The sequence below is a fragment of the Parabacteroides bouchesdurhonensis genome (assembly GCF_900186615.1).
GTDB lineage: Bacteria > Bacteroidota > Bacteroidia > Bacteroidales > Tannerellaceae > Parabacteroides > Parabacteroides bouchesdurhonensis.
Genome location: NZ_LT896588.1, coordinates 3685141 through 3711492 on the forward strand (window position 1 = coordinate 3685141; position 26352 = coordinate 3711492).

A 26352-nucleotide genomic window follows, 5' to 3' on the forward strand; every position below is an offset into this window, starting at 1 on the left:
TGGCTACACGGTCTTTTCCTTTGGAACATTCCTTTTTCTGATTCCATAAGTCTACAGGAATACTCCGTTTAATCATAACTTCGGCTACTCGCTTGTTTACGGTGATGCGCATACAAACAGGAGCTTCACCGTTTTTCAGAAGTTTTGATTTCTTAATGATGAACAATACGCTTAGTGTGTGTCTTTTCACTGCTCCCATAATTCTTTGATTTTTAAGTGGTACAAAATTAGTTTGTTACGCTCAAAAACCAGCTACGCAAAACACTGACAATCAAAGACAAATGCGTCAATTCGTGGGAGCAAAAACGACTTTCAAAAAGTCCCACGAATAAGCCACGTGAGAACTACTTTTAACCGCTATTTTTTGCCAAAGCGGAGAAAAAGAAAAAGCCATGAAATCTTTGAATTTCAGAGCTTTGCTTTAATTTGCTATTTGCTTTCGCGGTGCGTACGGGACTCGAACCCGTGACCCCATGCGTGACAGGCATGTATTCTAACCAACTGAACTAACGCACCATTTAACCATTATGGCAATTCCTCAAAATTGCGATGCAAAGTTAGAGCGATTATTTAATTTCGCAATAGTTTCAATAAAAAAATTAGAATGAATAGATTATTTTTCTACTTTTGCTTTTCAAAAAATCATAATCATGAAAAATACTCCTGTAGATTATCAAAAAGCCAGACAAATAATAGAAAGCTACAAACTTCCTGACTTTGGGAAAGCCACCATTCGTGAAGTGGTTGCTACTTCCACCCAACTGGAAAAGGAAACAAATACCGAGTTCATTCACATGGAAATGGGAGTACCCGGATTGAAAGCGGCTCAAGTAGGCATCGATGCAGAGATAGAGGCTTTACGTAATGGTGTAGCATCCATTTATCCCAATATTAACGGAATACCGGAAGTTAAAAATGAAGCCTCACGTTTTATCAAAGCTTTTATTAATATAGATGTCGATCCCGAAGGTTGCGTACCCGTAACCGGCTCCATGCAAGGAACATACGCCTCTTTTCTGGTAAGCGGGCAATGTACACCTGGAAAAGATACCATCTTATTCATTGATCCGGGATTTCCTGTGCAGAAACAACAAATTACGGTTATGGGATATAAGTATAAATCTTTTGATGTATATGAATATCGGGGGAATAAGCTACGTGACATCCTTGAAGAACATTTATCGGAAGGCAACATAGCAGCAATAATTTACTCTAATCCTAATAATCCGGCATGGTTCTGTCTGACTGAGGATGAACTGCAAATTATAGGAGAAAAGGCAAACAAATACGACACGATTGTTATAGAAGACCTGGCTTATTTCGCGATGGATTTCCGCAAAAATCTAGGGAAACCATTTGAACCACCCTATCAGGCAAGTGTAGCCCGTTATACAGACAATTATATATTACAAATTTCAGGTTCAAAGGCTTTCAGTTATGCCGGGCAACGTATTGGCGTAACAGCCATATCAAACAAACTGTATCACCGCTCTTATCCGGGACTTACACAACGGTACGGCGGAGGAACATTCGGTACGGTTTATATCCACCGCGTACTTTACGCTATGTCATCCGGCACAAGTCATTCTGCCCAATATGCGTTAGCTGCGATGTTCAAAGCAGCATCGGACGGAACTTTCGATTTTATATCAGAAGTAAAGGAATATGGGAGACGAGCCGAACGATTAAAGAAAATCTTCACATCACACGGGTTTAATATTGTTTATGATCATGACTTGGATGAACCTATCGCAGACGGATTTTATTTCACCATCTCATATCCGGGCATGACCGGAGGCCAATTAATGGAAGAACTTATTTATTACGGAGTAAGCGCCATATCATTAAGTACGACAGGAAGTAATCAACAAGGTTTACGCGCTTGCACGTCTTTTATTAAGGATCACCAGTATACATTATTGGAAGAACGATTACAACAATTTCAAGAAAACCATCCCGTATAATTAACAGAAGCCCGTCAGTCTTTAACTTTATTAACAAGATTGACGGGCTTTTCATTTGCGATTTATCTTCAAAAGCCATATATTGTCCATGTTTTTTATAAACTTATACCCAAAGACCTATGGCAGCATACAAAGATATATTCAAGATAACTCACAATAACGTATTACCAGCCCAAGGAAGTATCCTTATTTCTGAACCATTTCTTCAAGATGCTTATTTCCAACGGTCGGTTGTTTTATTAATTGAGCACACCGAACAAGGTTCAATGGGGTTTGTCTTGAATAAAAAAACAGAATATGTGGTTAATTCCTTCTTTTCCGAATTTGAAGAATTGCCTCAGATGCCTATATATCTGGGAGGTCCGGTAAGTGCAAACCGTCTGTTCTTCATCCATTCATTAGGAGATATAATTATTCCTGATGCCATTAAGATAAACGATAAGCTGTACTTTGATGGTAACTTTGAAGCATTGAAACGCTATATCACCAACGGACATTCAATAGAAGGAAAAGTAAAGTTCTTTCTCGGATATTCCGGATGGACGGAAGGACAGCTGGAAGGAGAGATCACACGTAACTCATGGGTGGTAAGCCAGTCTACGAACGAAAACATAATGATAGCCGAAGATGAATCATTCTGGAAAGCCTCACTTAAAGAACTGGGAAGTCGTTACAAAACGTGGACTAATTACCCCAAAGACCCTTACTTGAACTGACCTTTACTTCTACTCCTTCGGATTTGCATGAATCCGTTGCATAACGAGTACATCCGAATATCCGTCAACCGTAGAAATCCAATCCGTAAGAATACCTGTAACAGTAAACCCGCAACGGGTAAAAAGAGTTTTACTGGACTCATTCTTCACGGGTATATACGCGTAAAGCTGATGAAGTTTTAAGAAGGAGAAAGCATAATCCAGCATCAGATTCAAAGCATGTATGGCAAACCCGTTTCCCTGATAAAGCGGATCAACCAATATGCCTAAGCCGGCTCTGGCATGGTGCGGGTCAAAATCATACAAATCAACCATGCCGACGGTAGCACCCGTAGAACAGGCATCTACCATAAGACGCAATTGCTTCAACTCATATATACTATGATGAGATTCCATTATATACTTCTTTAATATATAACGTGAATACGGAGATAAGGTATTTCCTATATTCCACAAAGACGGATTGTTTTCCCAATGGTACAACAATTCCAAATCCTCCGGTTCCAGTGCACGTAAACGCACATATTCATTCTCCAACTGTGCCATATCATTTTCCGGGCGAAACCAATCGACCGCTCTTTTTATTATATATGTGATAAGTAACCTTTTTGTTCACCAACTTATCCATGAAAAGAAGCATTTGTTCAAAACGCGCATCGGGAAAGCAGAACACATAATCCGTAAAGCTCTTCATCTGGTTACGGCGGCAAATAGCATCCATCACATGCTCCGTATCCAGATCCCAAAGATTTATGTATTCCAATTCGGGCATACGTTGGGCGCAAACCGACTTTATCTCATCAAAGTGTTCTTCATTGCACATCACCAACAGACGACGGTGCTTGCTTTTGCTTCTCTTATTTAAGCCCAACATCCGGAAGGGAGTGGCCAGCAGCGCTTTCAACCAGACCGCTATCTTAATAAAAGCCCCCATTACGCATCCCGAGTGCGGATAATATTTCTTAAAGAAAATAATCATCGCCCCGTAAAAGGCTTTTATATATTTAAGATCGCCCTGTTTAGTACTTTCTCCTTTATAATGCAAAATACGTTCGGGCAGATAATAATTCGTATAGCCGCCAAGCACCAAACGATACGAAAGGTCTATATCTTCGCCATACATAAAGAAAGCCTCATCCAGCAATCCCACCTTATCCAGCGCATCGTGGCGAAGCAACATAAAAGCCCCGGCCAGCACATCTACTTTATGCTGTTTATCCTCATCCAGATAAAGCAGACCATAACGGGCAAAACGTGGAGAAGAAGGAAAGAGTTTAGACAGTCCGAAGATTTTACAGAACGATACCCACGGAGAAGGAAACGAACGTTTACTCTCCGGCAGGAAAACGCCATGTCCGTCCAGCATCTTCACCCCTATTCCACCGGATTCGGGATGCTCATCCATAAAATAACACAATGAACGAAGGCTCTCCTCGCCTATTACCGTATCCGGATTCAACAGTAACACATACTCACCCTTACATTGGGCGATAGCCTGGTTGTTTGCTTTGGCAAAGCCGGGGTTATCCGTATTCTCAATGAAAGTAACCTCCGGGAAGTTAGGTTTGAGATATTCCGCCGAGCCATCCGTAGAATGATTGTCCACCACAAATATTTCCGCCTCCATGCCGCTCAAAGCTGCACGCACGGAATACAAGCACTGTTCTAAAAAATACTTTACATTATAGTTTACTATAACTACGGATATTTTGGCTTCATACATAATATAAGAGTTTATCAATATACCAATAAGCTACCAGGCCAATCCGGCAATCCGGATATATCCCAACGGCATATCACCTAAATTTTTATAGAATCTTTAAAATTAGTACGGTTCACAATGGAGCGTCCAAGAGTTATCTCGTCGGCATATTCTATCTCGTCACCAATGGAAACACCTCGTGCTATTATTGAAATCTTCACCTCATACGCGGAGAGTTTCCGGTAAATAAAGAAGTTCGTTGTATCTCCCTCCATCGTCGTACTAAGCGCAAGAATTATTTCTTTCACCTCTCCTCCGGCAGCACGTTCTACCAAGCTGTCTATCTCCAAGTCACCCGGTCCTGTTCCGTCCATCGGAGAGATAATGCCACCCAATACATGATAAACGCCATGAAATTGCCCCGTATTTTCTATGGCCATCACCTCCTTTATGTTCTCAACCACACAAACGATAGAATGATCGCGTTGAGGATTAGCACAAATAGAGCACAATTCATCATCGCAAATATTATGGCACAGCTTGCAATATTTCACATCACGACGGAGGGCAATCAGTGCGGCTGCAAAGTTTTCCGTATAACCAACATCACGGCGAAGCATATAAAGTGCCAGTCTCAATGCCGTCTTCCGTCCCACTCCGGGCAATGAAGACAACTCATTCACTGCATTTTCCAGCAAAGCAGATGGATATCTTTCACTCATTAATTTCTATTGTTTGGACACAAAGATAAGCATTTATTAGTTCTCTCCCCAGCATATTTTACATCCAATATGCCGACTTATTACGGCAAAATTCCCGAATATTTATTCTTTTGACCTGGCTCGAAATTAATTTTGACCTAGGTCGTAATTGATTTTGACCAGGCTCAAAATTGATTTTGCCCTAGGTCAAAAGAATAAAATGACGGGAACTTTTTCATAAACAGATAAGACTTACAGGACAAATTACCGGCATGAAAAGAATAGATTATCACCATCAAAGTATTTGTTTCTTTAGAAGATAAAATATACATTTGTCAGCAATTAATTCTATTTATAACGGCTAAACGGATAATAAACCTAACATTTTTAATACCATAATGAAAGAAGATGAAGAAAAAGTAAGCGGGCTGCCGGAAAATGCCTACCGGGAATTGAAAGAAGGTGAAGTATATAAACCCATCATGTCGCCCAACAAACAATATCGCGAAGTTACTCCCTGGTCGGTTTTCTGGGGACTTGTAATGGCTGTTTTATTCAGTGCCGCAGCCGCTTATCTGGGGCTGAAAGTAGGACAGGTATTTGAGGCCGCTATTCCAATTGCGATCATAGCCGTGGGATTATCCAGCGGATTCAAACGAAAAAACGCGTTGGGCGAAAATGTGATTATCCAATCTATCGGCGCCAGTAGCGGCGTTATCGTAGCAGGGGCCATATTCACACTTCCCGCGCTATATATCCTGCAAGATAAATATCCCGAAATAAGTGTCAACTTCTTTGAAGTATTTATGAGCTCCCTGTTAGGCGGTATATTAGGCATTCTACTATTGATTCCTTTCAGAAAGTATTTCGTATCGGATATGCACGGGAAATATCCTTTCCCCGAAGCAACAGCCACTACACAAGTACTCGTATCGGGAGAGAAAGGAGGAAACCAGGCTAAGCCTCTGATTTTCGCAGGCATTATCGGCGGATTGTACGACTTTATCATCGCCACTTTCGGTTGGTGGAGTGAAACAATAAGCACCCGCATTATAGGCGTCGGGGAATTGTTGGCGGAAAAAGCAAAGGTGGTATTGAAAGTAAACACCGGAGCTGCTGTTCTGGGACTGGGTTATATCGTTGGATTGAAATACTCCATGATTATATGCGCCGGTTCATTCCTTGTATGGCTGGTTATCATCCCTGCCATGTCTGCCATATTCGGTGCGGATGTATTAACATTCGGGAACGATGCCATTACAGCTACAGTGGGAAGCATGAGCGCGGAAGAGATATTTACTACTTACGCACGTCATATCGGTATCGGAGGTATCGCTACGGCGGGTGTTATCGGAATCATTAAATCATGGGGTATCATTCGTGGAGCTGTAGGGCTGGCCTCCAAAGAATTAAAAGGCAAAGGAAGCCAGGGTGAACAGAAAACTATCCGCACACAACGTGATATATCAATGAAAATTATCTCTATAGGAGTTATCGTAACGCTGGTTATAACGTATCTGTTCTTCCATTTCGGCGTATTAGACAATTGGTTCTATGCTGTTATAGGTCTACTGCTTGTAGGAATTATAGCCTTTCTGTTTACTACCGTTGCCGCAAACGCTATTGCGATTGTAGGAACAAATCCGGTTTCCGGCATGACGCTAATGACCCTCATTCTCGCTTCTATCATCCTTGTTGCTGCCGGTCTGAAAGGAACAGCCGGAATGGTTTCGGCCCTGATTATCGGAGGAGTGGTTTGTACGGCGTTATCAATGGCCGGCGGATTCATCACCGACTTGAAAATAGGTTATTGGTTGGGCAGTACGCCTGCCAAACAAGAGTCGTGGAAGTTTTTGGGCACACTGGTGTCTGCTGCTACCGTAGGAGGCGTTATCCTGATATTAAACCAAACATACGGATTTACCACCGGTCAGTTGGCTGCACCACAGGCTAACGCAATGGCTGCCGTAATTGAACCGTTGATGAGCGGAGCTGGTGCGCCATGGGCTCTGTATGCAATAGGTGCAGTATTGGCCATCATATTGAATTTCTGCAAGATTCCCGCTTTGGCTTTTGCTTTAGGCATGTTCATTCCTTTGGAACTTAATACGCCGTTATTGATTGGCGGAGCTATTAACTGGTATGTAGGCAGCCGAAGCAAAGATCAGTCCCTTAACACAGCCCGACTGGAACGGGGAACGCTGTTGGCCTCCGGATTTATTGCCGGCGGCGCATTGATGGGCGTAGTAAGTGCCGCGCTTCGTTTTGGCGGCATAAATCTGGTAAATGAAGAATGGATGAACAGTAATTTTGCCGGAGTTATAGCTATTGTAATGTATCTGGCATTGATGGCCTATCTGACAATAAGTTCATTAAAAGCAAAAAAATAAATATTGTGCCATTATGCTAATATGCCAATAACTGATAAAAGAGACAACGGATATTGGCACATGGCATATTGAAAAACTATTAATATGGAAGCACCCGTAGTAAATGTAGGTATTCTGACGGAAAAGGCCGTATCGTTCGTTTTTAATGATGAATATGTTCATACGGAAACCGGAACATTCCTGACCGGAGAACAACGGGCACTGTTTGTAAACGGGAAAATAGTGTTTAATGGGAAATTATACAACGAGCTGTTTTTTGAGCCTACTTTTCCCGAAGCTTCTTTCGACCTGAAAGCCGTAACCATTGGCCGGCATTTCCACTGGCAACGGAAAGAAGACCAACGTTTCCACGGCGCTTTGAATCTGGTATCCGGAGAAGATAGTATCATTGCAATCAACCAGATAGATGCCGAAGAATATCTTACTAGCGTAATATCTTCCGAAATGAGCGCGCAAGCGTCCAAAGAATTATTAAAAGCTCATGCGGTAATCTCAAGAAGCTGGTTGTTTGCCCAGGTAGAAAAAAGCTCTTTATTAAGCAATACCCGGAAAAAACACCAAAGTTGTTTCCGAGACAAAGAGCAGCTTATCCGTTGGTACGATCATGAAGACCATGCCTATTTTGATGTCTGTGCCGACGATCATTGCCAGCGTTATCAAGGCATCACACGTGTTTCAACACCGATAGTAGAAGAAGTGATGCGTGAAACACGCGGAGAGATATTAACGGATGGCGAACATATCTGTGACGCACGCTTTTCTAAATGCTGCGGAGGCATAACGGAGAAGTATGAGAACTGCTGGGAACCTGTCCCCCATTCATATCTTACAACGTTAAGAGACTGTGATAAAGGGCTAGACTTTCCAGATCTTACAAATGAAGCGGAAGCTGAAAAATGGATAAGAACTTCACCGGAAGCCTTTTGCAATACTCATGATGCAAGTATTTTACAACAAGTATTAAACAATTATGACCAGGAAACGACAGATTTCTTCCGCTGGAAAATAGAATATACCCAAAAACAACTTGCTGAGTTAATCCATCGCAAAAGCGGTATGGATTTTGGGGCGATACTGGATCTAATCCCTATCGAACGCGGTACTTCCGGACGTATCATAAAACTAAAGATCGTAGGAACGAGGCAGAGTTTCATTATCGGAAAGGAGTTGGAAATACGGCGTACTCTTTCGGAAACGCATCTCTACAGTTCGGCCTTCGTTGTAGATAAAAAAGATTATTCGTCTGATATTCCACAGAACTTTATATTCACCGGAGCCGGCTGGGGACATGGTGTAGGGTTATGCCAGATTGGGGCGGCCGTAATGGGAGCCAATGGATATTCTTACAAGCAAATACTGGCTCACTATTATCCGGGGACAGAGATTGAGAAAAGATATTAATCAATAAGAAAAAGGGCGGACATAATATCCGCCCTTGTACCTAATGTTTACCTATTTCCCGGTGTTGTGATACCGGAGATTTATCACTCTCCCGAGCTACGAATCTGCGACAAAGGAATAACTATATTTTCTTATTGTCAAACATTATAGACGAATAAGCCGATTTTGTCGCCCAATTAGTTATTTCACCGTCTGAATTATTCTCTCATTTATTATATCTTTGTGGAAAATAACAATCACTCGATGAATAGTTATATCATTCTTTTTATAATTGCTGCTTATTTTGGAATACTATTATTAATTGCCTGGATTACCGGAAGGAAAAGTTCAGGTAACGAAGCATTCTTTCTGGGAAACCGTAAATCTCCCTGGTATATTGTATCAATCGGCATGGTGGGGACATCTCTTTCCGGAGTAACATTTGTATCTGTTCCCGGAATGGTACGTAATATTGATATGACATACATGCAGACCGTACTTGGTTTTTTTGTAGGCTATATACTAATTGCCAAAGTATTGCTCCCTCTTTATTACAAACTCCAACTTACATCAATCTATTCTTATCTGGATGACCGGATAGGAAGAAGAGGCTATAAAACAGGCGCTTCATTCTTTTTACTATCCAAAATAGTAGGAGCTGCCGCCCGTCTCTATCTTGTGGTGCTAATATTACAAACATACGTATTCAGCGCATGGAATATCCCATTTGCCGTAACTGTCATATTCAGTATTTTTCTTGTCTGGCTTTATACGTACCGAAGCGGAATAAAAACCATTATCTGGACAGACACACTCCAAGCCCTTTGCCTGATAGCTATGCTTGTCGTCATCATATGGCAGGTAAAAGAGAAAATGGAACTGGATACAACAGGAATGGTAAAAACATTGGTGAACAGTCCGCACTTCCGTATTTTTGAATTCAGTGATTGGCACAGTACACAAAATTTCTTCAAGCAATTCTTCAGCGGGATATTTATCACTATTGTAATGACAGGATTGGATCAGGATATGATGCAAAAGAACCTTTCATGCAAAAACCTGAAAGATGCGCAAAAGAATATGTATACATACGGCTTTGCCTTTACTCCTGTCAATTTCCTGTTCCTTGCTTTAGGCGTATTGCTGATTACACTGGCAAGCCAGCAGAATATTGAATTGCCGAAACTGAATGATGACATCTTACCGATGTTCTGTACTTCGGGCATTTTGGGACACAGTATTCTTATATTCTTCACTATCGGAATTATAGCTGCCGCTTTCAGCAGCGCAGATTCCGCCCTGACAGCCTTGACAACATCCTTTTGCGTAGACATTTTGGGAGTAGAAAAAGAAGAAGCCCGAAAAGCGAAACGTACACGACTAAAAGTACATTTGATGATTTCGATATTATTTGCCGTCATCATCCTTATATTCAAAGCAGTGAACAACCGAAGCGTAATTGATGCTATCTACATGATCGCCTCTTATACATACGGTCCATTGTTAGGATTATTTGTCTTCGGACTATTTACCCGGAAACAACCACGGGATAAATATGTTCCATATATATGTATAGCTTCGCCACTAATCTGCTTCGCCACCGATTATCTGGTAAGGCAATATGCAGGTTATACTTTCGGATACGAAATGTTAATGGTGAACGGAGGCATTACATTTGCCGGACTATGGGCAGCATCCGTCAATAAGAAACAGCTGGCAACTAAACAGAATTAATACAATACAAATCAATAAATAACTCGAAACATATACAATTCATGGAAATAAAAAGTGCTGAATTTGTTATAAGTAACACAGATGTAAAAAAATGTCCTGAGGGAAATAAGCCGGAATATGCATTCATCGGGCGCAGCAATGTAGGAAAATCGTCCCTCATCAATATGCTAACGAATAAAAAGGGCTTGGCCATGACTTCTCAAAAGCCGGGCAAAACCCAACTTATCAACCATTTTATTATTAACAATGAATGGTATTTAGTAGACCTTCCGGGATATGGTTATGCCCAACAGGGCAAAGGCGGACGTGAAAAACTACGTCGAATCATTGAAGATTATGTTCTGGAACGTGAGCAGCTGACCAATCTCTTTGTTCTTATTGACAGCCGTCACGAAGCCCAGAAAATAGATCTTGAATTTATGGAATGGCTAGGAGAAAACGGTGTTCCTTTCGCTATTATTTTCACTAAAACAGACAAAATAAGCCGTAGCCGTTTACAAGAAAACCTGAAAGCCTATCAAGAGAAATTGCTTGAAAGTTGGGAAGAACTTCCTCCAATCCTGTTATCTTCTTCTGAGAAAAAAGAAGGACGTGACGAAATTCTGGATTATATTGATAATATAAGCAAAAGCCTTTAATCATTCTATAGTAAACGGGGGCGAAAGTCACGGTGGCCCGGATCGCCAACAACTTTACCAGGATATCTCCATCCTGCAAGTGCTGCGCCCTGCCGGTACAGTTGCCGTGCCACCTTGGCTTCATTAATATGTAATCTTGCAACCTACAAAATAACTGCGTGGTGTACCCGGACCATAAATATATTTAGAGTCACGGTCTTTACCTTGGTCAAAATCATTTTGATAGGCTTGGAACATATTTTGCACACCTGCATTAACCTGCAAAGTAACAACATTATATACAGGGATATCATACGCTATTTTCAGGTTCATATCAAAGAAATCGGGCGTTGTTTCTTCCCGATCTTCCGGAATATATCCTGCCAGATGTTGCACCAACATGCTACCCGTATAAGTTCCGGTTAAAGAAGCAGACAAACGTTTCACCGGGGTAAAAGTAGAAGTAAAGTAACCATATACATCCGGAGTACGGAACATCTTCTTTTGAGCCGGAAGATTCGGATTCGACTCGCTCCATGTTACAGCATCTTTATATCGGCTGCGCTGAATGGTAGCTCCTGCTTGTAGCTGTAGCCATGAATAAGACATCTTTCCTTCCAGATTGAATCCCATTACGCGAGCTCCGTCTTTATTATGACGTTCCAATATGAGATTGCCTTGCTCGTCTCTCCCTATTTCCTGCAAAAAGAAAACATCACTTAAATCGGTATAGAAACCTTCCGCCAGGAAGTTGACTTGTACGGGACCAAAACGATGATATAAATCGACAGAAGCACTTATACTCTTCGATTTTTCTTCTTTTAAATCCGGCGATAACTGGATAATAGCCACATCTCCACCAACAGCCGCCACATGCAAATCTTCGTCAAAAGCTTGCGGTGCGCGAAAACCACTTGAATAAGACAAACGTAAATTAATATCCTGAGTAGGATTAAAACGTAAATTCGCACGGGGGCTGAAAATAATATGATCCAGCAAATTATGTTTATCGAAACGACCTCCTACTAAGAAACTCCATTTATCATTCTTCCATTCATTTTGTAAAAACAAACTGCCGATATGCACCTTTTGGTCAACGATACGATTATAACCCAGCATTTCATCTTTTAAATCGTCATAACTATATTCCATTCCACCGGTAAACTCAGCCGGCATAAACAGACATTTATCCCAGCTATACGAATATTGCGAACCTCCTACAAAAGTCATATCCGTTGTATGTCCATACGCATCCAGATTCTGGTTCGTTCCATAATAACTCTTACGGTTCGTATGCTGTGCCGATGTGTATATATTCAGACGATGTTTATAATCTTTGGAAAAAAGGTCGAACTTCAAACCTCCTCCATTAATAGTGTGATCTGTTTGCTCAGCAACATCGGCTTCGTGGGGCGGAAGATTAATGTGGTCTCCTCCACGGCGATATTCGCTTATATTATGAAACTCAAATGTCAGTTTGGAATACATACTGGTCTTTAGATAAGAACGAAAACCGATGGTTTTAGCATTCAATTGTCCCAACTCTGAAAAACCATCACCGTCATGATCATAAGAAGCGCGATGCCGGGTTTGTCCAAACAAATAAATACCGGCCTTATGGTCGTCCGTTACCAGCGATGCGTTCAAGGTGGTATTATTATCCGGCCTATTTCCTCCAATCATCGTCAATGAATGTGTCAATTGAGCTGAATTACGCAAAGGTTCTTTTGTTATAATATTGATTGTTCCGGCAATAGCCGAAGAACCAAACAAAGCAGAACCACCGCCACGCATTACCTCTACTCTCTCAATCATATTAGCCGGAATCTGTTCCAACCCATAAACTCCGGTTAGGGCACTAAATATAGGACGGCTATCTATAAGGATTTGTGTATACGGGCCTTCTAATCCGTTAATCCGGACTTGTTGAAAACCACAATTCTGGCAATTGTTCTCCACACGAACACCCGGTTGGAAATTTAATCCGTCGGCTAAAGAAGTAGCATGTGTAGTTTCAAACACTTTTGCATCCAATACATTAACCAACGACGGAGCTAACCGGCGAGTTGTCTCTTGCCTGTTAGCAGAAACCACTACACCATCCAAAGAAACAGCGTCTTCTTCTGCCTCAAAGTTCACTTCAAGTGTTTTTCCCTTTTTAAGTATTACTTGCTTTTCAACCGTTTTATAGCCCAACGATTTCATTACCAGCGTATATTTTCCTTCGGGAAGATTCTTCAAATAGTAGTGGCCCGTTGCATCAGTAGCCGTTCCGATAGTAGTTCCATGTATAAAAACATTTATAAACGGAAGATGTTCTTTTGTCTTCTTATCTAAAATATGGCCTACAATATTTGCATCCGACGGATTTAAGGGGGCATCATCGCCCGTTGCCCATGCCGCCGAAAAGGCACACCACAGGCATAATATAAGTATAGTTATCTTATTCATTGCTTGATAAAATATTTGTATGATATTAATACTTCACTCCACACAGAATGTCTTATTCAAATCACATGAAAAAACATTCCATCCGGGAGAAAATAAAATTTCTCTCGAGAGAAATTCAAATTCCTTTCGAAAGAGATAATTTTTGTATCAGGCAATAAAAGGAGGAGCGCGAAGACGTATCTTTCCTCTCGTAGGAGCAAGATGATCCGAAGAAACTACAGATTCGGATACCTCGCCTACAGGGAGCGCATAAAAGTGAAGTTGTAAAAGATGGATAGCTCCGTCGACCACATGAATTGAAGATAGAGCTGAAAATAATTGTATTTCGGCAAGTGTTCTGTGATGGTTACAAGTACCATCCGCCGTTTTCTTAAATGGGTGAGCATGTACAATGGTAGTTCCATGTTCGATATGAACATGCATAAAAAATGATACACTGCCATAGTACGCAATAAAAAGTACCGGCAGAAACCACTTTAGATATTTAACCATTGTTTGTTTCAATAAATCTTTATTTATATGCGGTTACAAAGATACAATATAAACTCATTTTTACAATACGGCGCATATAGGAGATTTAATCTGTTCTTTTTAAAATACGTTCTACTAACTGTAAGTAAAATATAGTATATTCATAATAATATGTTATTTTTGCAGATGATAATACAGAACAATAACATAAAAACATAAATCACATGGCAAAAATAACGAAAGAGGAAGCCCTTCGGTATCACTCCGAAGGTAAACCGGGTAAAATAGAAGTAATTCCAACCAAACCATATAGTACGCAGACTGATTTATCATTAGCATACTCTCCCGGAGTAGCTGAACCTTGTCTGGAAATAGAAAAGAACCCACAAGACGCATACGAATACACAGCCAAAGGGAACTTAGTTGCCGTTATTTCCAACGGAACAGCAGTTTTAGGATTAGGAGACATTGGTGCCGTAGCCGGCAAACCAGTAATGGAAGGAAAAGGTTTACTTTTTAAAATATTTGCAGGTATAGATGTTTTCGATATTGAAGTGAACGAAAAAAATCCGGAAAAATTCATCGAAACAGTAAAAGCAATTTCACCAACTTTCGGAGGTATCAATCTGGAAGACATTAAAGCTCCTGAGTGTTTCGAGATCGAAACCCGCTTAAAAGCAGAATTGGATATTCCGGTAATGCACGATGACCAGCATGGAACAGCAATCATTTCCGGAGCCGGATTGATCAATGCTCTGGAAATTGCCGGTAAGAAAATTGAAGATGTTAAGATTGTAGTAAACGGTGCGGGGGCTGCGTCTATTTCTTGTACTAAACTATATGTAATGCTTGGCGCACGAAAAGAAAACATCATAATGTGCGACAGCAAAGGTGTTATTTCTATTCATCGTACAGATTTAAATGAATCAAAGAAAGAATTCGCAACCACCAAAGACATTAAAACCCTACAGGAAGCAGTAATAGATGCCGACGTATTTCTCGGTCTATCTGTAGCAAACGTATTGACACAAGAAATGGTTCGTACCATGAAGGAAAACCCTATTGTGTTTGCTTTAGCTAATCCAAATCCTGAGATTTCATATGCTGATGCAATGGCGTCTCGCGAAGATATTATATTTGCCACCGGTCGTTCCGATTATCCCAACCAGATAAATAATGTATTAGGATTTCCATACATTTTCCGTGGTGCGCTAGACACGCATGCCAAGGCAATTAATGAAGAAATGAAATTGGCAGCTGTTTATGCTATTGCCGAACTCGCAAAAGAACCGGTTCCGGATGTAGTAAATGCCGCTTATAAACTCAAACGTACGACTTTTGGGCGTGACTATATTTTACCAAAAGCTCTGGATCCACGTTTGTTGACCCGTGTTTCTTGTGCCGTAGCCAAAGCTGCTATTGAATCGGGAGTTGCACGTAAAACGATCACGGATTGGGAAGGTTACGCAAACCATTTACGTGAAATGATGGGATATGACAACAAACTGCTTCGTTCTTTCACAGATATGGCCAAAGCAAATCCGAAACGTGTTGTATTTGCAGAAGCAAACCATGTAAACATGCTGAAAGCTGCTTCCGAAGCAAAAGCGGAAGGAATTTGTATTCCTATTTTATTAGGTAACGAAGAACGTTTGGCAAAAATCGCAGCAGAAGAAAATATCAGTCTGGAAGGTATTGAAATAGTGAATCTTCGTCACGACCGTGAAACAGAACGCCGCCATCATTATGCTCGTATCTTATCAGAAAAGAAGGCCCGCGAAGGGGTAACATTTGCAGAAGCCTGTGAAAAAATGGTAGACCGCAATGCTTTCGGTATGATGATGGTTGCCACCGGTGACGCTGATGCTTTTATAACCGGAGTTTACAGTCGCTATTCAGAGGTAACAAAAATGGCAGAACAGATTATAGGTATTCGCCCTACATATAATCACTTCGGAGCAATGAATATCGTTACTTGCAAAAAAGGAACTTTCTTTATCTCCGATACATTAATAAATCGTCACCCTTCTACAGAAGTATTGATCGACATCGCACGATTAACTCATGATGCAGTGAAATTTTTTGCACATGAGCCTGTTATGGCAATGTTGTCATATTCAAACTTCGGTTCCGACAAGCAAGGAAGCCCATTGAAAGTGCATGAAGCTATCAACTACTTACACAGAAATTATCCGGAAATAGTAATAGACGGAGAAATGCAGGTAAACTTTGCTTTAGATAAAAAGTTGCGTGATGAAATGTATCCGTTCAATAAACTGAAAGGACAAGACGTCAACACTCTTGTATTTCCGAACCTGAGTTCCGCAAACAGTGCCTATAAACTATTAGACACACTGGGAGTGACTGAAACAATCGGCCCGATCCAGATGGGACTAAACAAACCAATCCATTTCACCGATGTAGAAAGTTCTACGCGTGATATATTGAATCTTACTACGGTAGCAGTTGTTGACGCTATTGTTCAGGATCAGATTGAGAAAGAAGGATAAAACTGGGAATTTAATATCCGAAGTAACTATTTTGATATTTAAGATAGTTACTTCGGATATTTTCAATTAGAATAAGTCAACATTGTTTTCACAAAAAATCCTCATAGACCAAAGTCTACAAGGATTTTAATTTTCTGCGGAGAGATAGGGATTCGAACCCCAGGAACCTCTCGGTTCAACGGTTTTCAAGACCGCCGCAATCGACCACTCTGCCATCTCTCCAATCTATCAAATAACATCATGGGAATTGTCCCATTCTTTAATTCGGGTGCAAAGGTAAGAGATTTACTTATTAGTTCCAAATTTTGAAGATTTATTTTTACACAAACGTTACTCGCATTGTGTTTATTCATACTCTAAAAAAATGACTCTCAACAATTTCTAAATTCAAAAAAATATATTTACTTTGTATATACATTTTCTAATACAACACAACAAATAGATGAAATACAGTTATACTTATACTACACCGGTAGGAGACTTAGAAATACAAGCTAATGAAAATGCAATAACCCATATAACTTACCGACCGAATGAAACACCGGCCATTCAGAAAGAAACCCCTCTCATCAAAAAGGCTTATAAACAGATTGAAGAATACTTTCAAGGGAAAAGAACCTCCTTTGATCTTCCTTTGAGTTTGGAAGGAACACCTTTTCAGAAAAAAGTATGGGAAGCATTACGAACTATTCCTTACGGTGAAACTTGGAGTTATAAGCAAGTAGCAGAAGCTATTGGCAATAATAAAGCTTGTCGTGCAGTGGGGATGGCAAACAACCGGAATCCTATTTCTATTGTTATACCTTGCCATCGGGTAATTGGAGCCAATGGAAAATTAGTAGGTTATGGAGGTGGATTGCCCAATAAAGAATATTTACTCCAACTGGAAAGGCAGAAAAGATAAAATGATTAAAAACTCTTCTTCCGCCAATCATTTATCTTACTTCTTATAAAAAAAACGTCCGGACTATTTCTAATCCAGACGCCTTAATTATGAAAATTATATCCTAATATATTTATACTCTCTCATGTTATTTCTGTGACTCGTACTTATCTATCGCTCGTTTAAAATCATCCCACAAATTAAATTTAATAACCTGTAAAATGTCAAAAACAACTAATCCTTCAGTTTGTTCCAAAGATACATATGCCGCATCCTCCATTATATCATGAGCTTGAGCATAAATACTACCCAGCATCATATTATCACCACCAATAAGTCGTTTGCCTTTTTCATAAGCAAACTCAATAGACTCCGGATCATCCAAACCATATACTCTTTCCAAATATGCACCATTCATATATCGATCCAGATGTTCGGCAAACCCAGTGTTTTTATAATTCTTAGAAGCCCACGGATATTTGCCATACGGATCATAGTTTTTATTTGCCCAATTCTGTCCCTGACGATACAAAACATGATGCCAAGAAGCATTCCAATATTCAAGACGGATAGAAGGTTTGATTGCCTTTATTTCTTCCTTTACTCTTTTAACGAAATCATGTATAGCCATTGAACGATACTCATACCATAATGGAGCTAACTCTCCGTCGTTCACATAAAATTCTCCATTTTCATCTTTTTGCCACGTAAAAATATCTGTGGGAAAATTAACGACCTCCTTCCCTATGTATTCTTCAAAGCCTTTTTTACTTGCTTCGGAAAAATCAGAATCTATACCTGAATAACGGCAATAATCTAATGCAAGACCATCAAATTCATAGTTCGTAACAAGTTCTTTTATATAGCTCAAGCAGTAGTCTTGCACTTCTGGTAAAATAGGATTTAAGAACACGGCTACTTTTGTTGTATCGTCCTTAATATCAATCATCCCATTAGGAGTATATAATACGGCAGTTTTTCCATCCCATTTATTATCGTCATAAACCACACCCGTTCTATTAAAAGGACGGCCAGCAGGAAAAACAGTAACAGATACACACACCTCAAGATTTCGTTTACGAGATTCATCAATAAAAAATTGTAAATAATCCCAATCTTGATTTGGGCGTGCAGACGGGAGTATGTTACTGGAATAATTAGCATAACCATTCAAACCACGTGCATCAATTACTACGGTATTGAATCCGGATTCTTTAGTTTTATCCAAATAATAAATAATAGAATCTTTATTAGAAAAACGATCAAAGTTTCCTTGCGCATCAAACCACAGGTACTTTGGTTTATCCAAATGAGTCTGTTTTACTCCATTACAAGAGATTAAACAAAGACAACAGATTATCCCGATACAAAAACTCACTTTTTTCATTTGCTATTTGTTATTTATTAATTTAAAATTTATATTTCTCAATTACAGTTCTATTCCGTAAAATTATAACCGATACACAAGTTTAAGATAAATAAAGATAAGGATTACATGATCTTTTCACATTTCAATTAACAAGTAAACACCTAATAATAAGCGGAAAGACAGGGATTCGAACCCTGGGAACAGTTACCCGTTCACCGCATTTCGAGTGCGGCCCGTTCGACCACTCCGGCATCTTTCCATTATCGGTCGAGGCAAATATACAAAATCTAAGAATTGATTATTCTTTAAAAGAATAAAAAAAAGGGTATCTTTTCAAGGATACCCTTTTATTGCCATCATGAACTATTTCCTACAAATTACTTAAAATAACGATTGTATAACCCTTCAAATCCTTTGCCATGACGAGCTTCATCTTTACACATTTCATGAACCGTATCATGAATTGCATCTAAATTTTGTTGTTTTGCTAATGTTGCGATACGTTTTTTATCCTCGCAAGCACCAGCTTCTGCTTCCATACGTTTCTTCAAATTCGTCTTTGTATCCCATACAACGTCCCCCAGCAATTCGGCAAACTTAGCAGCATGTTCTGCTTCTTCCCAAGCATAACGCTTAAAAGCTTCAGCAACCTCAGGATAACCTTCGCGATCAGCCTGACGACTCATTGCCAAATACATGCCGACTTCTGTACACTCGCCCATAAAGTGAGCATTAAGACCTTCCAGAATGACAGGATCAACGCCTTTAGCTACACCCAGTACATGTTCATCAACGAACTTCAATGCACCTTCTGTTTCCACTAATTCTTTAAACTTGCTCTTTGGCTGTTTGCATTGAGGACAAAATTCTGGAGCTTCATCACCTTCATGCACGTAACCACATACTGTGCATATCCATTTTTTCTTCATCTTAGTAAAATTTTATTGGTTCTTTTTAATTTATTGGTTTCATTGACAAAATTAACCAAACATTCCAACATGGAAGAACTTTTTTAATAGATTCGATTTATGTGTTAATTGATAAAAACTATGAAACCTATCTCTGACACTAAATGTTATTATAATATATAATTACAAAATAGATATATTATGGATACTTCAAAGATTATTAGCTTATTAGGAGACAAAAGCGAATTCTACTTGAATCACTCTTGCAAAACGATCGATAAATCGCTCATACATATACCATCATCTACCTCTGTTGATGATATTTGGATACAATCCGACAGAAACAACCAAACGTTAAATAGCTTACAAACTATATTAAGGCATGGAAGATTGGCTAATACTGGCTATGTATCTATTTTACCCGTAGACCAAGGTATAGAACATACTGCAGGAGCATCATTTGCCCCTAATCCATTATATTTTGATCCTGAAAACATCGTAAAGCTAGCCATTGAAGGAGGATGTAATGCTGTAGCATCAACTTTCGGAGTATTGGGAATCGTTGCACGTAAATATGCACACAAAATTCCATTCCTTGTAAAGCTGAACCATAATGAACTATTAAGTTATCCCAATTCTTACAATCAAATCATGTTTGGAACAGTAAAAGAAGCATGGAATATGGGAGCTATAGCTGTTGGTGCAACTATTTATTTTGGCTCAGAAGAAAGTCGCCGGCAACTTATAGAAGTAGCAGAAGTTTTTGAATACGCTCATGAATTAGGTATGGCAACCGTTCTCTGGTGCTATTTACGTAATAACGCATTCAAAAAAGATGGAATAGATTATCATGCCGCAGCTGATCTTACCGGACAGGCAAATCATCTAGGAGTCACGATACAGGCCGATATTGTAAAACAAAAACTACCTGAAAACAATGGAGGCTTTACAGCTATCAATTTCGGTAAAATAAATCAGAAAATGTATACGGAACTAACAACGGAACATCCTATCGATTTATGCCGTTATCAAGTAGCAAACAGCTACATGGGACGTGTCGGTTTGATTAATTCCGGAGGAGAATCACATGGAGATTCCGATTTGAAAGAAGCTGTCATTACAGCCATTGTAAACAAACGTGCCGGTGGCATGGGACTTATAAGCGGTAGAAAAGCATTTCAAAAACCGATGAAAGATGGTGTTACTTTACTCAATACCATACAAGATATTTATCTAAATAAAGATATAACGATTGCATAAGAAATCTAGAAAACATCAAAAAGGCTGTCTATGAAAACAGCCTTTTTTTATTTATTTCCCAAATTAAGATTCTTCTCAATAAACATTCTGAGAATATCTATAGCAATCTGATTATCACCCCCTTGAGGGATAATCAGATCGGCATAGCGTTTAGAAGGCTCGATAAATTGTTGGTGCATAGGTTTGAGCACGTGCGTATATCGTGTCATAACAGCTTCCGCCGTTCGTCCGCGCTCCACAACATCACGCTGGATAACACGTATCAGACGTTCATCGGAATCAGCATCTACAAAAACTTTCAAATCCATAAGATTTCTCAATTTTTTATCACATAGAGCCAAAATACCTTCAATGATAACTACGTCACGAGGTTCTATATGAATTGTCTCCGGTTGGCGTGTGCAAGTAAGATATGAGTAAGTTGGTTGCTCAATACTTTTACCTTCCTTCAACATTGCAACGTGAAGAGAAAGTAATGACCAGTCAAAAGCATCAGGATGATCGAAATTGATATTCTGCCTTTCTTCCACTGGAACATGACTGCTATCTTTATAATATGAGTCCTGAGGGAGCAAAACAACTTCTCCCTCAGGTAAACTCTCTATTATTTTACGTACTACGGTAGTTTTACCCGAACCGGTTCCGCCTGCTATTCCTATTATAAGCATGTCTATTTTATTTTTTCAGCCACTTATCCAACCATTCAAAGAAAGTTCGTTGCCATAAAATACCGTTCTGGGGCTTTAATACCCAATGATTTTCATCCGGATAAATCAATAACTCAGCAGGAACACCCCGAAGAACAGCAGCGTTGAAAGCAGCCATACCTTGATTTGCTAATATGCGATAATCTTTTTCGCCATGAATGCAGAGAATCGGAGTGTCCCATTTATCTACAAACTTATGAGGAGAATTAGCAAATGTTCGTTGAGCTGTCGCATTATTTTTTTCCCAATATGCGCCTCCCATATCCCAATTGGCAAACCACATTTCTTCAGTTTCCAAATATTGCATTTCCATATTAAAAATACCATCGTGGGCAATAAATGCTTTGAAACGTTTATCATGATGCCCGGCAAGCCAATAAACGGAAAAACCTCCAAAGCTGGCACCCACACAGCCTAAACGGTCTTTATCGACAAATGATTCTTTTGACATCTCATCTATGGCTGTAAAATAATCCTTCATACACTGTCCACCATAATCGCCGCTAACAGCTTCATTCCATTCCAAGCCAAATCCCGGTAAACCACGACGATTAGGAGCAACGATAATATAATCATTTGCCGCCATAATCTGGAAATTCCAACGGTACGACCAAAATTGACTTACAGGACTTTGAGGGCCACCCTCACAAAAGAGCAAAGTAGGATATTTCTTGTTCGGATCAAACTGTGGAGGATAAATAACCCAAGTTAGCATTTCTTTACCATCTGAAGTTTTCATCCAACGCCCCTCTACTTTTCCCATTGTAAGCTGGTCATAGATATGTTTATTTTCAAAAGTAAGCTGAGTTGCACCTCCATTAAGATCAATGGAATAAATTTCATCACCCATGCTCATTGATTGGCGTTTTGCGATAAGTTTATCACCCAATAAAGCTACAGAACTATAATCGTGCATACCATTAGTAAGCGGTTTAACAGTACATGCTGTTACATCAGCTTCATATATCTGAATTTCACCATGCCATACACCAGTAAAGTAAATCATTTTAGCATTGGCACTCCAACAAAAATCATTTACATTTGAATCAAAATCTTTACTTACAAATCTCTTTTCTCCTGTTTCCAGATTCATTACCATAAGACGATTTTGATCGGCCTCATAACCATCACGTTCCATACTCAGCCAAGCGATACTTTTACCATCCGGAGAATATTGAGGATTGGTATCATAACCCAGATTATCCTTGGTAATATTAACAGTCTGCTTAGTTTTTAAATCATAAACATAAATATCGGAATTAGTAGAGATTGCATATTCTCTGCCAATCTTTTTACGACTAGTATATGCAACCTTGTCTGAAGTTGTATTCCAGGCTAATTGCTCTATACCACCAAATGGTTTCATAGGACTTTCAAACAATTCACCTTCCATCACATCGATAGGATTACTTACAGTCTTTCCGTCAAAGTCGGCAATGAAAGGATGAGGGGCAGTAGTAACCCATTCATCCCAATGTTTATACATCAAATCCGTTATAATGATTCCTGTTGCTTTATCCAAATCAGGATACTTTTCGGAAGTACTCTTCACAGTCTTTACCTGAGAAATAAAAAGAACTTTCTTTTCATCTGGCGAAAAGGCAAACCCCTCAATATTTCCATCATAATGAGAAAGCTGTTTACGATCGGTTCCATCAGGATTCATTTCCCATAACTGGTTACTGCCACTTTCAGAACAAAGAAATGCAATCTTAGTTCCTCCCTTAATCCACACAGCTTCATTCTCCGAATATTCCGTTTTCGTAATTTGCTTATTGTCTGTTCCATCTGCGTTCATTACAAACACTTCACGATTACTTTTATTCTCCGGAACACTGTAATATGCTACCGTATAAACCACTTTTTTATTATCCGGTGAAACATTAAAACCGCCAATACGTCCCATTGCCCATAACGATTCAGGAGTCATAAGTCCAGCAGGAACTTTTATATCAGAACGTCCAATAATGTCTCCATCCCCGGTTACTTTTACATTGACGTTTACATCCGTTTTCAAGCTGCAAGCTCCTAATAATACAGACGTTGTCATAAGCATTATTCCAATAGTTTTATTCATGTACTTTATAATATATTATGTTATGAGTGCGAAAGTACTAAATATAATTTATATCTTTGCACATCTAATTTAAGAACTGAACAGTATGAATAAGATTTGGTTATTTGGAGCCGCTATATGTATGGTATTAGCATTCGGCTCATGCAAACCTAAACAGAGCGCGTACAAGGCTGCTTACGAACAAGCCAAAGAAAAAGAATCTACAGCTCCTGTTGAGGTAATAGAGGAAGATACTGAAGTTGTTGAAGATGTTACTCCTGTTTCAAAACCAAGAGTATCCAATGCAACCACACGTACGGAAAGAATTAACGCTGCACAAGGTGAAGACGCCAGCCGTCTGAAACGCTATAGTGTAGTAGTAGGAAGTTTCAAAAACAAGACAAATGCCTATTCTCTGAAAGAACGTATGCAGAGAGACGGTTATAATGCTGTTTTAGGTGAAAATGAACAAGGTATGTTACGCGTTATCGTTGCCAGTTTCGATAATAAAGCCGATGCTGCTGACAGTCGTGATGCAATCAAAGCCAAATATGCTCCTAATTTCCAAGATGCATGGTTATTAGAAAGACAATACTAATTATATAGGCTACAGAAAGTCCTCATATAACAGATAAAAACTTATTATAAAAACAAGAAAAGGGATTATCCTAAAAGAAGGATATCCCTTTTCTTGTAAAATATCCGGAATATATTCCAAGTATTTACCTTAACTATGAAGTTAGGATTCTTTTATCAGAGGCGCTGGAAGAAAATCCTTACTTTCGCCAATTTGTAAAACCAATCCTGGTTCAGAAAGATCACCATCTGTAGCTTTCATCCGTCCGATCTTCTTTATCAAAGAACCACATATAATTATATCATTCCCTTTAATCATAACATCAGAAGTGATATCTATAGCTTTATTATCCTTTAAATCCTGAGCTAAGACCGTTTTTCCTTCCAATGATTGATTAAAAGACAATTTCAACTCATCATAATAACCAAAAACACCTATTTTCCCAGTTAAATCTCCTGCATTCAAAGTTATTTTAGCCTCAATGGTTTTATACTTTGTAGAAGCATTTGTCCGCCCAAATGTAGCTATACTAATTGCCCCATTCGGATTACGTGCAGCCAACACAAATGGTTTTTCTCCTGATTCGACAGAAACCTCTGGAAGCGAAATACCCCGGGCAATTACAGCCGGAGCCATCTGTTTGATATGCTTATTCTCTACATCTTTCGTCCAATAAGGGCCAAAAGCATAATCATCTGTCAAATATTCATCCGACACTTGTACATCATACGCATCTGTTCTATAAGCCGGAGCTATCCGTTGCCATCTTACAGCTCTTGTAACCTCATCCAGCATCTTCCGAATCGGACGGGTAGCTAAAAATGGAGAATTTTGTTCTTTTCCTTTCAAAGGATATCTCATCACCCCCATTGTCAATCCCATCGAAGCACCCATATAAACCTCATCTTCCGAATTCATAAATCCCAGATGTTTTCCATCTGTATGAGCCGCTAGAAGAAACTCTCCTATCCTATCTAATGATGTTGCTACAGATAATTCTTCTGTAATATCATAATTCCGGAATACATCAGAATAACTTGCCGTATACATGCAAGTTTCTATAAATTCTGGAGTACATCTGTTAAGCCCAGTTCCTTTCCAATCATTTATCGGAGGACAACAAAAAGCATGCTCTATAATAAGGTCAGGATAAATCTCATCAGCAAGCCTGGTAATCATTTGTCTCCATTCCTGTTTATCACAATATATTCCCCAATCCACCTTCCAATATTTTATTCCTGCATATTTACTCCATTCGATCCGTTCGCGCCAGTATTCCTCTTTCCAAGTCTCACCACGATTCTGTTCATTCTCCTGAGCACATATCCAGATTCCGGTTCCTTTCCAACCACAATCTTCAATATTTTTCACCATTGTCTTCAATCGTTCTTGCGGGGTATCTCCATAACCGGGAAATTTAGTTTCTGAAATCACTAATCCACCAAAATAAGGTCCCGGACTCATCTTTCCACCATCGTATGGTAAATCCCATCCATCATCTAAAACAAAATAAAGGTCTTTCCTAAGTTCAGGATATATGGTCTTTGCAAGTCCATTATCTCCAAAAAGTACGTCATGACACACAACATCCCGGGTTGTCACCGGAGGCTCTTGAAGCCAAAGTTGATACTGCCACGTACAATAATAATTAGGAACATCTGCAGCTGGTTCATTTGGAACAAGGTTAATAATCTCTTTTTCTGTCGTACAAGCGGATAAAACTAACAACATAATGGTAGCTATTTTCATAGTTACCCTACTACATACATTAAGTCTACACATTTTTTGAATATTAGAGTCTGTTTAAATTTTAAAATATAAAAATGTATCCTCTCTCCTTTAATATAATCTTTATTAGTAACAACTTAAAATAATTATGTATTCAATGAATTAAAAAAAGACACAGCGGCAAGTTATTAAGAAACTCCTGAACATACAAGAATGCTCCTTAAAGAT

General features: G+C 39.4%; 21 protein-coding genes and 3 tRNA genes. 10 read left to right on the forward strand and 14 right to left on the reverse strand.

The genetic code is table 11. The features are described from left to right. Together C1721_RS15885 and C1721_RS15890 are read right to left on the reverse strand one after the other, a co-directional pair. Positions 1-199, reverse strand: a 199-nt coding sequence (locus C1721_RS15885) for an Arm DNA-binding domain-containing protein (protein ID WP_234347558.1), incomplete at its 3' end; no start/stop codon positions are given. 243 nt (positions 200-442) lie between these two features. Then, positions 443-516 (reverse strand) — tRNA-Asp (locus tag C1721_RS15890). Between the two features lie 134 nt (positions 517-650). Between C1721_RS15890 and C1721_RS15895 the strand changes: the two genes are divergently transcribed. After that, a complete protein-coding gene (locus C1721_RS15895) occupies positions 651-1964 on the forward strand; it encodes a pyridoxal phosphate-dependent aminotransferase (protein ID WP_102409137.1) in 1314 nt (437 codons plus the stop codon). Between the two features lie 119 nt (positions 1965-2083). Beyond that, positions 2084-2680, forward strand: coding sequence for a YqgE/AlgH family protein (locus C1721_RS15900; RefSeq protein ID WP_102409138.1), 597 nt, complete (start codon positions 2084-2086; stop codon positions 2678-2680). Positions 2681-2689: 9 nt separating this feature from the next. On the opposite strand, the gene C1721_RS15905 is transcribed toward C1721_RS15900, so the two are convergent. From C1721_RS15905 to recR, 3 genes are all read right to left on the reverse strand, one after another. Next, positions 2690-3226: a GNAT family N-acetyltransferase gene (locus tag C1721_RS15905; RefSeq protein ID WP_102409139.1), complete on the reverse strand. Its 537-nt coding sequence runs from the start codon at positions 3224-3226 to the stop codon at positions 2690-2692. Position 3227: 1 nt separating this feature from the next. Beyond that, the gene (locus tag C1721_RS15910; RefSeq protein WP_102409140.1) at positions 3228-4403 is read right to left on the reverse strand and encodes a glycosyltransferase family 2 protein; all 1176 of its coding nucleotides are present in this window, start codon (positions 4401-4403) and stop codon (positions 3228-3230) included. A 77-nt stretch (positions 4404-4480) separates the two neighbouring features. Next, positions 4481-5104 carry a recombination mediator RecR gene (recR, locus tag C1721_RS15915; RefSeq protein ID WP_102409141.1) on the reverse strand — a complete coding sequence of 208 codons (624 nt, stop codon included), beginning with the start codon at positions 5102-5104 and terminating at the stop codon, positions 4481-4483. A gap of 374 nt (positions 5105-5478) precedes the next feature. Here recR and C1721_RS15920 point away from each other — a divergent pair, with 374 nt between their 5' ends. From C1721_RS15920 to yihA, 4 genes are all read left to right on the forward strand, one after another. Then, complete coding sequence (locus C1721_RS15920; RefSeq protein WP_102409142.1) at positions 5479-7473, forward strand: OPT family oligopeptide transporter; 1995 nt, start codon at positions 5479-5481, stop codon at positions 7471-7473. Between the two features lie 84 nt (positions 7474-7557). Beyond that, a complete protein-coding gene (locus tag C1721_RS15925; RefSeq protein WP_102409143.1) occupies positions 7558-8874 on the forward strand; it encodes a SpoIID/LytB domain-containing protein in 1317 nt (438 codons plus the stop codon). Positions 8875-9117: 243 nt separating this feature from the next. Then, positions 9118-10587: a sodium:solute symporter gene (locus C1721_RS15930; RefSeq protein WP_102409144.1), complete on the forward strand. Its 1470-nt coding sequence runs from the start codon at positions 9118-9120 to the stop codon at positions 10585-10587. A 41-nt stretch (positions 10588-10628) separates the two neighbouring features. Beyond that, positions 10629-11225 carry a ribosome biogenesis GTP-binding protein YihA/YsxC gene (gene yihA / locus C1721_RS15935; protein WP_102409145.1) on the forward strand — a complete coding sequence of 199 codons (597 nt, stop codon included), beginning with the start codon at positions 10629-10631 and terminating at the stop codon, positions 11223-11225. Positions 11226-11348: 123 nt separating this feature from the next. Here the strand turns inward: yihA and C1721_RS15940 are convergent, their stop codons facing one another. Together C1721_RS15940 and C1721_RS15945 are read right to left on the reverse strand one after the other, a co-directional pair. Continuing rightward, positions 11349-13655: a TonB-dependent receptor gene (locus C1721_RS15940; protein WP_102409146.1), complete on the reverse strand. Its 2307-nt coding sequence runs from the start codon at positions 13653-13655 to the stop codon at positions 11349-11351. A gap of 147 nt (positions 13656-13802) precedes the next feature. Beyond that, the gene (locus tag C1721_RS15945; protein ID WP_227472021.1) at positions 13803-14147 is read right to left on the reverse strand and encodes a hypothetical protein; all 345 of its coding nucleotides are present in this window, start codon (positions 14145-14147) and stop codon (positions 13803-13805) included. 203 nt (positions 14148-14350) lie between these two features. Here C1721_RS15945 and C1721_RS15950 point away from each other — a divergent pair, with 203 nt between their 5' ends. Then, positions 14351-16636, forward strand: a complete 2286-nt coding sequence (locus C1721_RS15950; RefSeq protein ID WP_102409148.1) for an NADP-dependent malic enzyme — start codon at positions 14351-14353, stop codon at positions 16634-16636. Positions 16637-16773: 137 nt separating this feature from the next. On the opposite strand, the gene C1721_RS15955 is transcribed toward C1721_RS15950, so the two are convergent. After that, a tRNA-Ser gene (locus C1721_RS15955) sits at positions 16774-16858 on the reverse strand. A gap of 220 nt (positions 16859-17078) precedes the next feature. Between C1721_RS15955 and C1721_RS15960 the strand changes: the two genes are divergently transcribed. After that, a complete protein-coding gene (locus C1721_RS15960) occupies positions 17079-17540 on the forward strand; it encodes a methylated-DNA--[protein]-cysteine S-methyltransferase (protein ID WP_102409149.1) in 462 nt (153 codons plus the stop codon). A 127-nt stretch (positions 17541-17667) separates the two neighbouring features. Here the strand turns inward: C1721_RS15960 and C1721_RS15965 are convergent, their stop codons facing one another. The 3 genes from C1721_RS15965 to C1721_RS15975 all read right to left on the reverse strand — a co-directional run bounded on the left by C1721_RS15965 (position 17668) and on the right by C1721_RS15975 (position 19817). Further along, a complete protein-coding gene (locus tag C1721_RS15965) occupies positions 17668-18828 on the reverse strand; it encodes a family 10 glycosylhydrolase (RefSeq protein ID WP_227472121.1) in 1161 nt (386 codons plus the stop codon). A gap of 232 nt (positions 18829-19060) precedes the next feature. Next, positions 19061-19147: transfer RNA gene (locus C1721_RS15970), tRNA-Ser, on the reverse strand. 118 nt (positions 19148-19265) lie between these two features. Further along, on the reverse strand, positions 19266-19817 hold the full coding sequence (locus C1721_RS15975; protein WP_102409151.1) for an NADH peroxidase: 552 nt from the start codon (positions 19815-19817) through the stop codon (positions 19266-19268). A 180-nt stretch (positions 19818-19997) separates the two neighbouring features. Here C1721_RS15975 and C1721_RS15980 point away from each other — a divergent pair, with 180 nt between their 5' ends. Continuing rightward, a complete protein-coding gene (locus C1721_RS15980; RefSeq protein WP_102409152.1) occupies positions 19998-21056 on the forward strand; it encodes a class I fructose-bisphosphate aldolase in 1059 nt (352 codons plus the stop codon). Between the two features lie 47 nt (positions 21057-21103). Here the strand turns inward: C1721_RS15980 and udk are convergent, their stop codons facing one another. Both udk and dpp5 read right to left on the reverse strand, forming a co-directional pair. Beyond that, entirely contained in the window at positions 21104-21724 is a 621-nt protein-coding gene (gene udk, locus C1721_RS15985; protein WP_102409153.1) for a uridine kinase, read from the reverse strand. 7 nt (positions 21725-21731) lie between these two features. After that, the gene (dpp5, locus tag C1721_RS15990) at positions 21732-23840 is read right to left on the reverse strand and encodes a dipeptidyl-peptidase Dpp5 (RefSeq protein WP_199830419.1); all 2109 of its coding nucleotides are present in this window, start codon (positions 23838-23840) and stop codon (positions 21732-21734) included. An 85-nt stretch (positions 23841-23925) separates the two neighbouring features. Between dpp5 and C1721_RS15995 the strand changes: the two genes are divergently transcribed. After that, positions 23926-24417, forward strand: coding sequence for an SPOR domain-containing protein (locus C1721_RS15995; RefSeq protein ID WP_102409154.1), 492 nt, complete (start codon positions 23926-23928; stop codon positions 24415-24417). Between the two features lie 141 nt (positions 24418-24558). Here the strand turns inward: C1721_RS15995 and C1721_RS16000 are convergent, their stop codons facing one another. After that, a complete protein-coding gene (locus C1721_RS16000) occupies positions 24559-26127 on the reverse strand; it encodes a hypothetical protein (RefSeq protein WP_159063611.1) in 1569 nt (522 codons plus the stop codon). Positions 26128-26352 lie beyond the last annotated feature (225 nt).

Excerpts from the sequence above, each read along its gene's own strand:
- dpp5 (WP_199830419.1), bottom strand. The coding sequence starts at position 23,840 with ATGAATAAAACTATTGGAATAATGCTTATGACAACGTCTGTATTATTA.
- C1721_RS15995 (WP_102409154.1), top strand. The coding sequence starts at position 23,926 with ATGAATAAGATTTGGTTATTTGGAGCCGCTATATGTATGGTATTAGCA.
- yihA (WP_102409145.1), top strand. The coding sequence starts at position 10,629 with ATGGAAATAAAAAGTGCTGAATTTGTTATAAGTAACACAGATGTAAAA.
- C1721_RS16000 (WP_159063611.1), bottom strand. The coding sequence starts at position 26,127 with ATGTTGTTAGTTTTATCCGCTTGTACGACAGAAAAAGAGATTATTAAC.
- C1721_RS15975 (WP_102409151.1), bottom strand. The coding sequence starts at position 19,817 with ATGAAGAAAAAATGGATATGCACAGTATGTGGTTACGTGCATGAAGGT.
- C1721_RS15925 (WP_102409143.1), top strand. The coding sequence starts at position 7,558 with ATGGAAGCACCCGTAGTAAATGTAGGTATTCTGACGGAAAAGGCCGTA.
- C1721_RS15930 (WP_102409144.1), top strand. The coding sequence starts at position 9,118 with ATGAATAGTTATATCATTCTTTTTATAATTGCTGCTTATTTTGGAATA.
- C1721_RS15980 (WP_102409152.1), top strand. The coding sequence starts at position 19,998 with ATGGATACTTCAAAGATTATTAGCTTATTAGGAGACAAAAGCGAATTC.
- C1721_RS15910 (WP_102409140.1), bottom strand. The coding sequence starts at position 4,403 with ATGTATGAAGCCAAAATATCCGTAGTTATAGTAAACTATAATGTAAAG.
- C1721_RS15950 (WP_102409148.1), top strand. The coding sequence starts at position 14,351 with ATGGCAAAAATAACGAAAGAGGAAGCCCTTCGGTATCACTCCGAAGGT.
- C1721_RS15900 (WP_102409138.1), top strand. The coding sequence starts at position 2,084 with ATGGCAGCATACAAAGATATATTCAAGATAACTCACAATAACGTATTA.
- C1721_RS15905 (WP_102409139.1), bottom strand. The coding sequence starts at position 3,226 with ATGGCACAGTTGGAGAATGAATATGTGCGTTTACGTGCACTGGAACCG.
- udk (WP_102409153.1), bottom strand. The coding sequence starts at position 21,724 with ATGCTTATAATAGGAATAGCAGGCGGAACCGGTTCGGGTAAAACTACC.
- C1721_RS15960 (WP_102409149.1), top strand. The coding sequence starts at position 17,079 with ATGAAATACAGTTATACTTATACTACACCGGTAGGAGACTTAGAAATA.
- C1721_RS15940 (WP_102409146.1), bottom strand. The coding sequence starts at position 13,655 with ATGAATAAGATAACTATACTTATATTATGCCTGTGGTGTGCCTTTTCG.
- C1721_RS15895 (WP_102409137.1), top strand. The coding sequence starts at position 651 with ATGAAAAATACTCCTGTAGATTATCAAAAAGCCAGACAAATAATAGAA.
- C1721_RS15945 (WP_227472021.1), bottom strand. The coding sequence starts at position 14,147 with ATGGTTAAATATCTAAAGTGGTTTCTGCCGGTACTTTTTATTGCGTAC.
- recR (WP_102409141.1), bottom strand. The coding sequence starts at position 5,104 with ATGAGTGAAAGATATCCATCTGCTTTGCTGGAAAATGCAGTGAATGAG.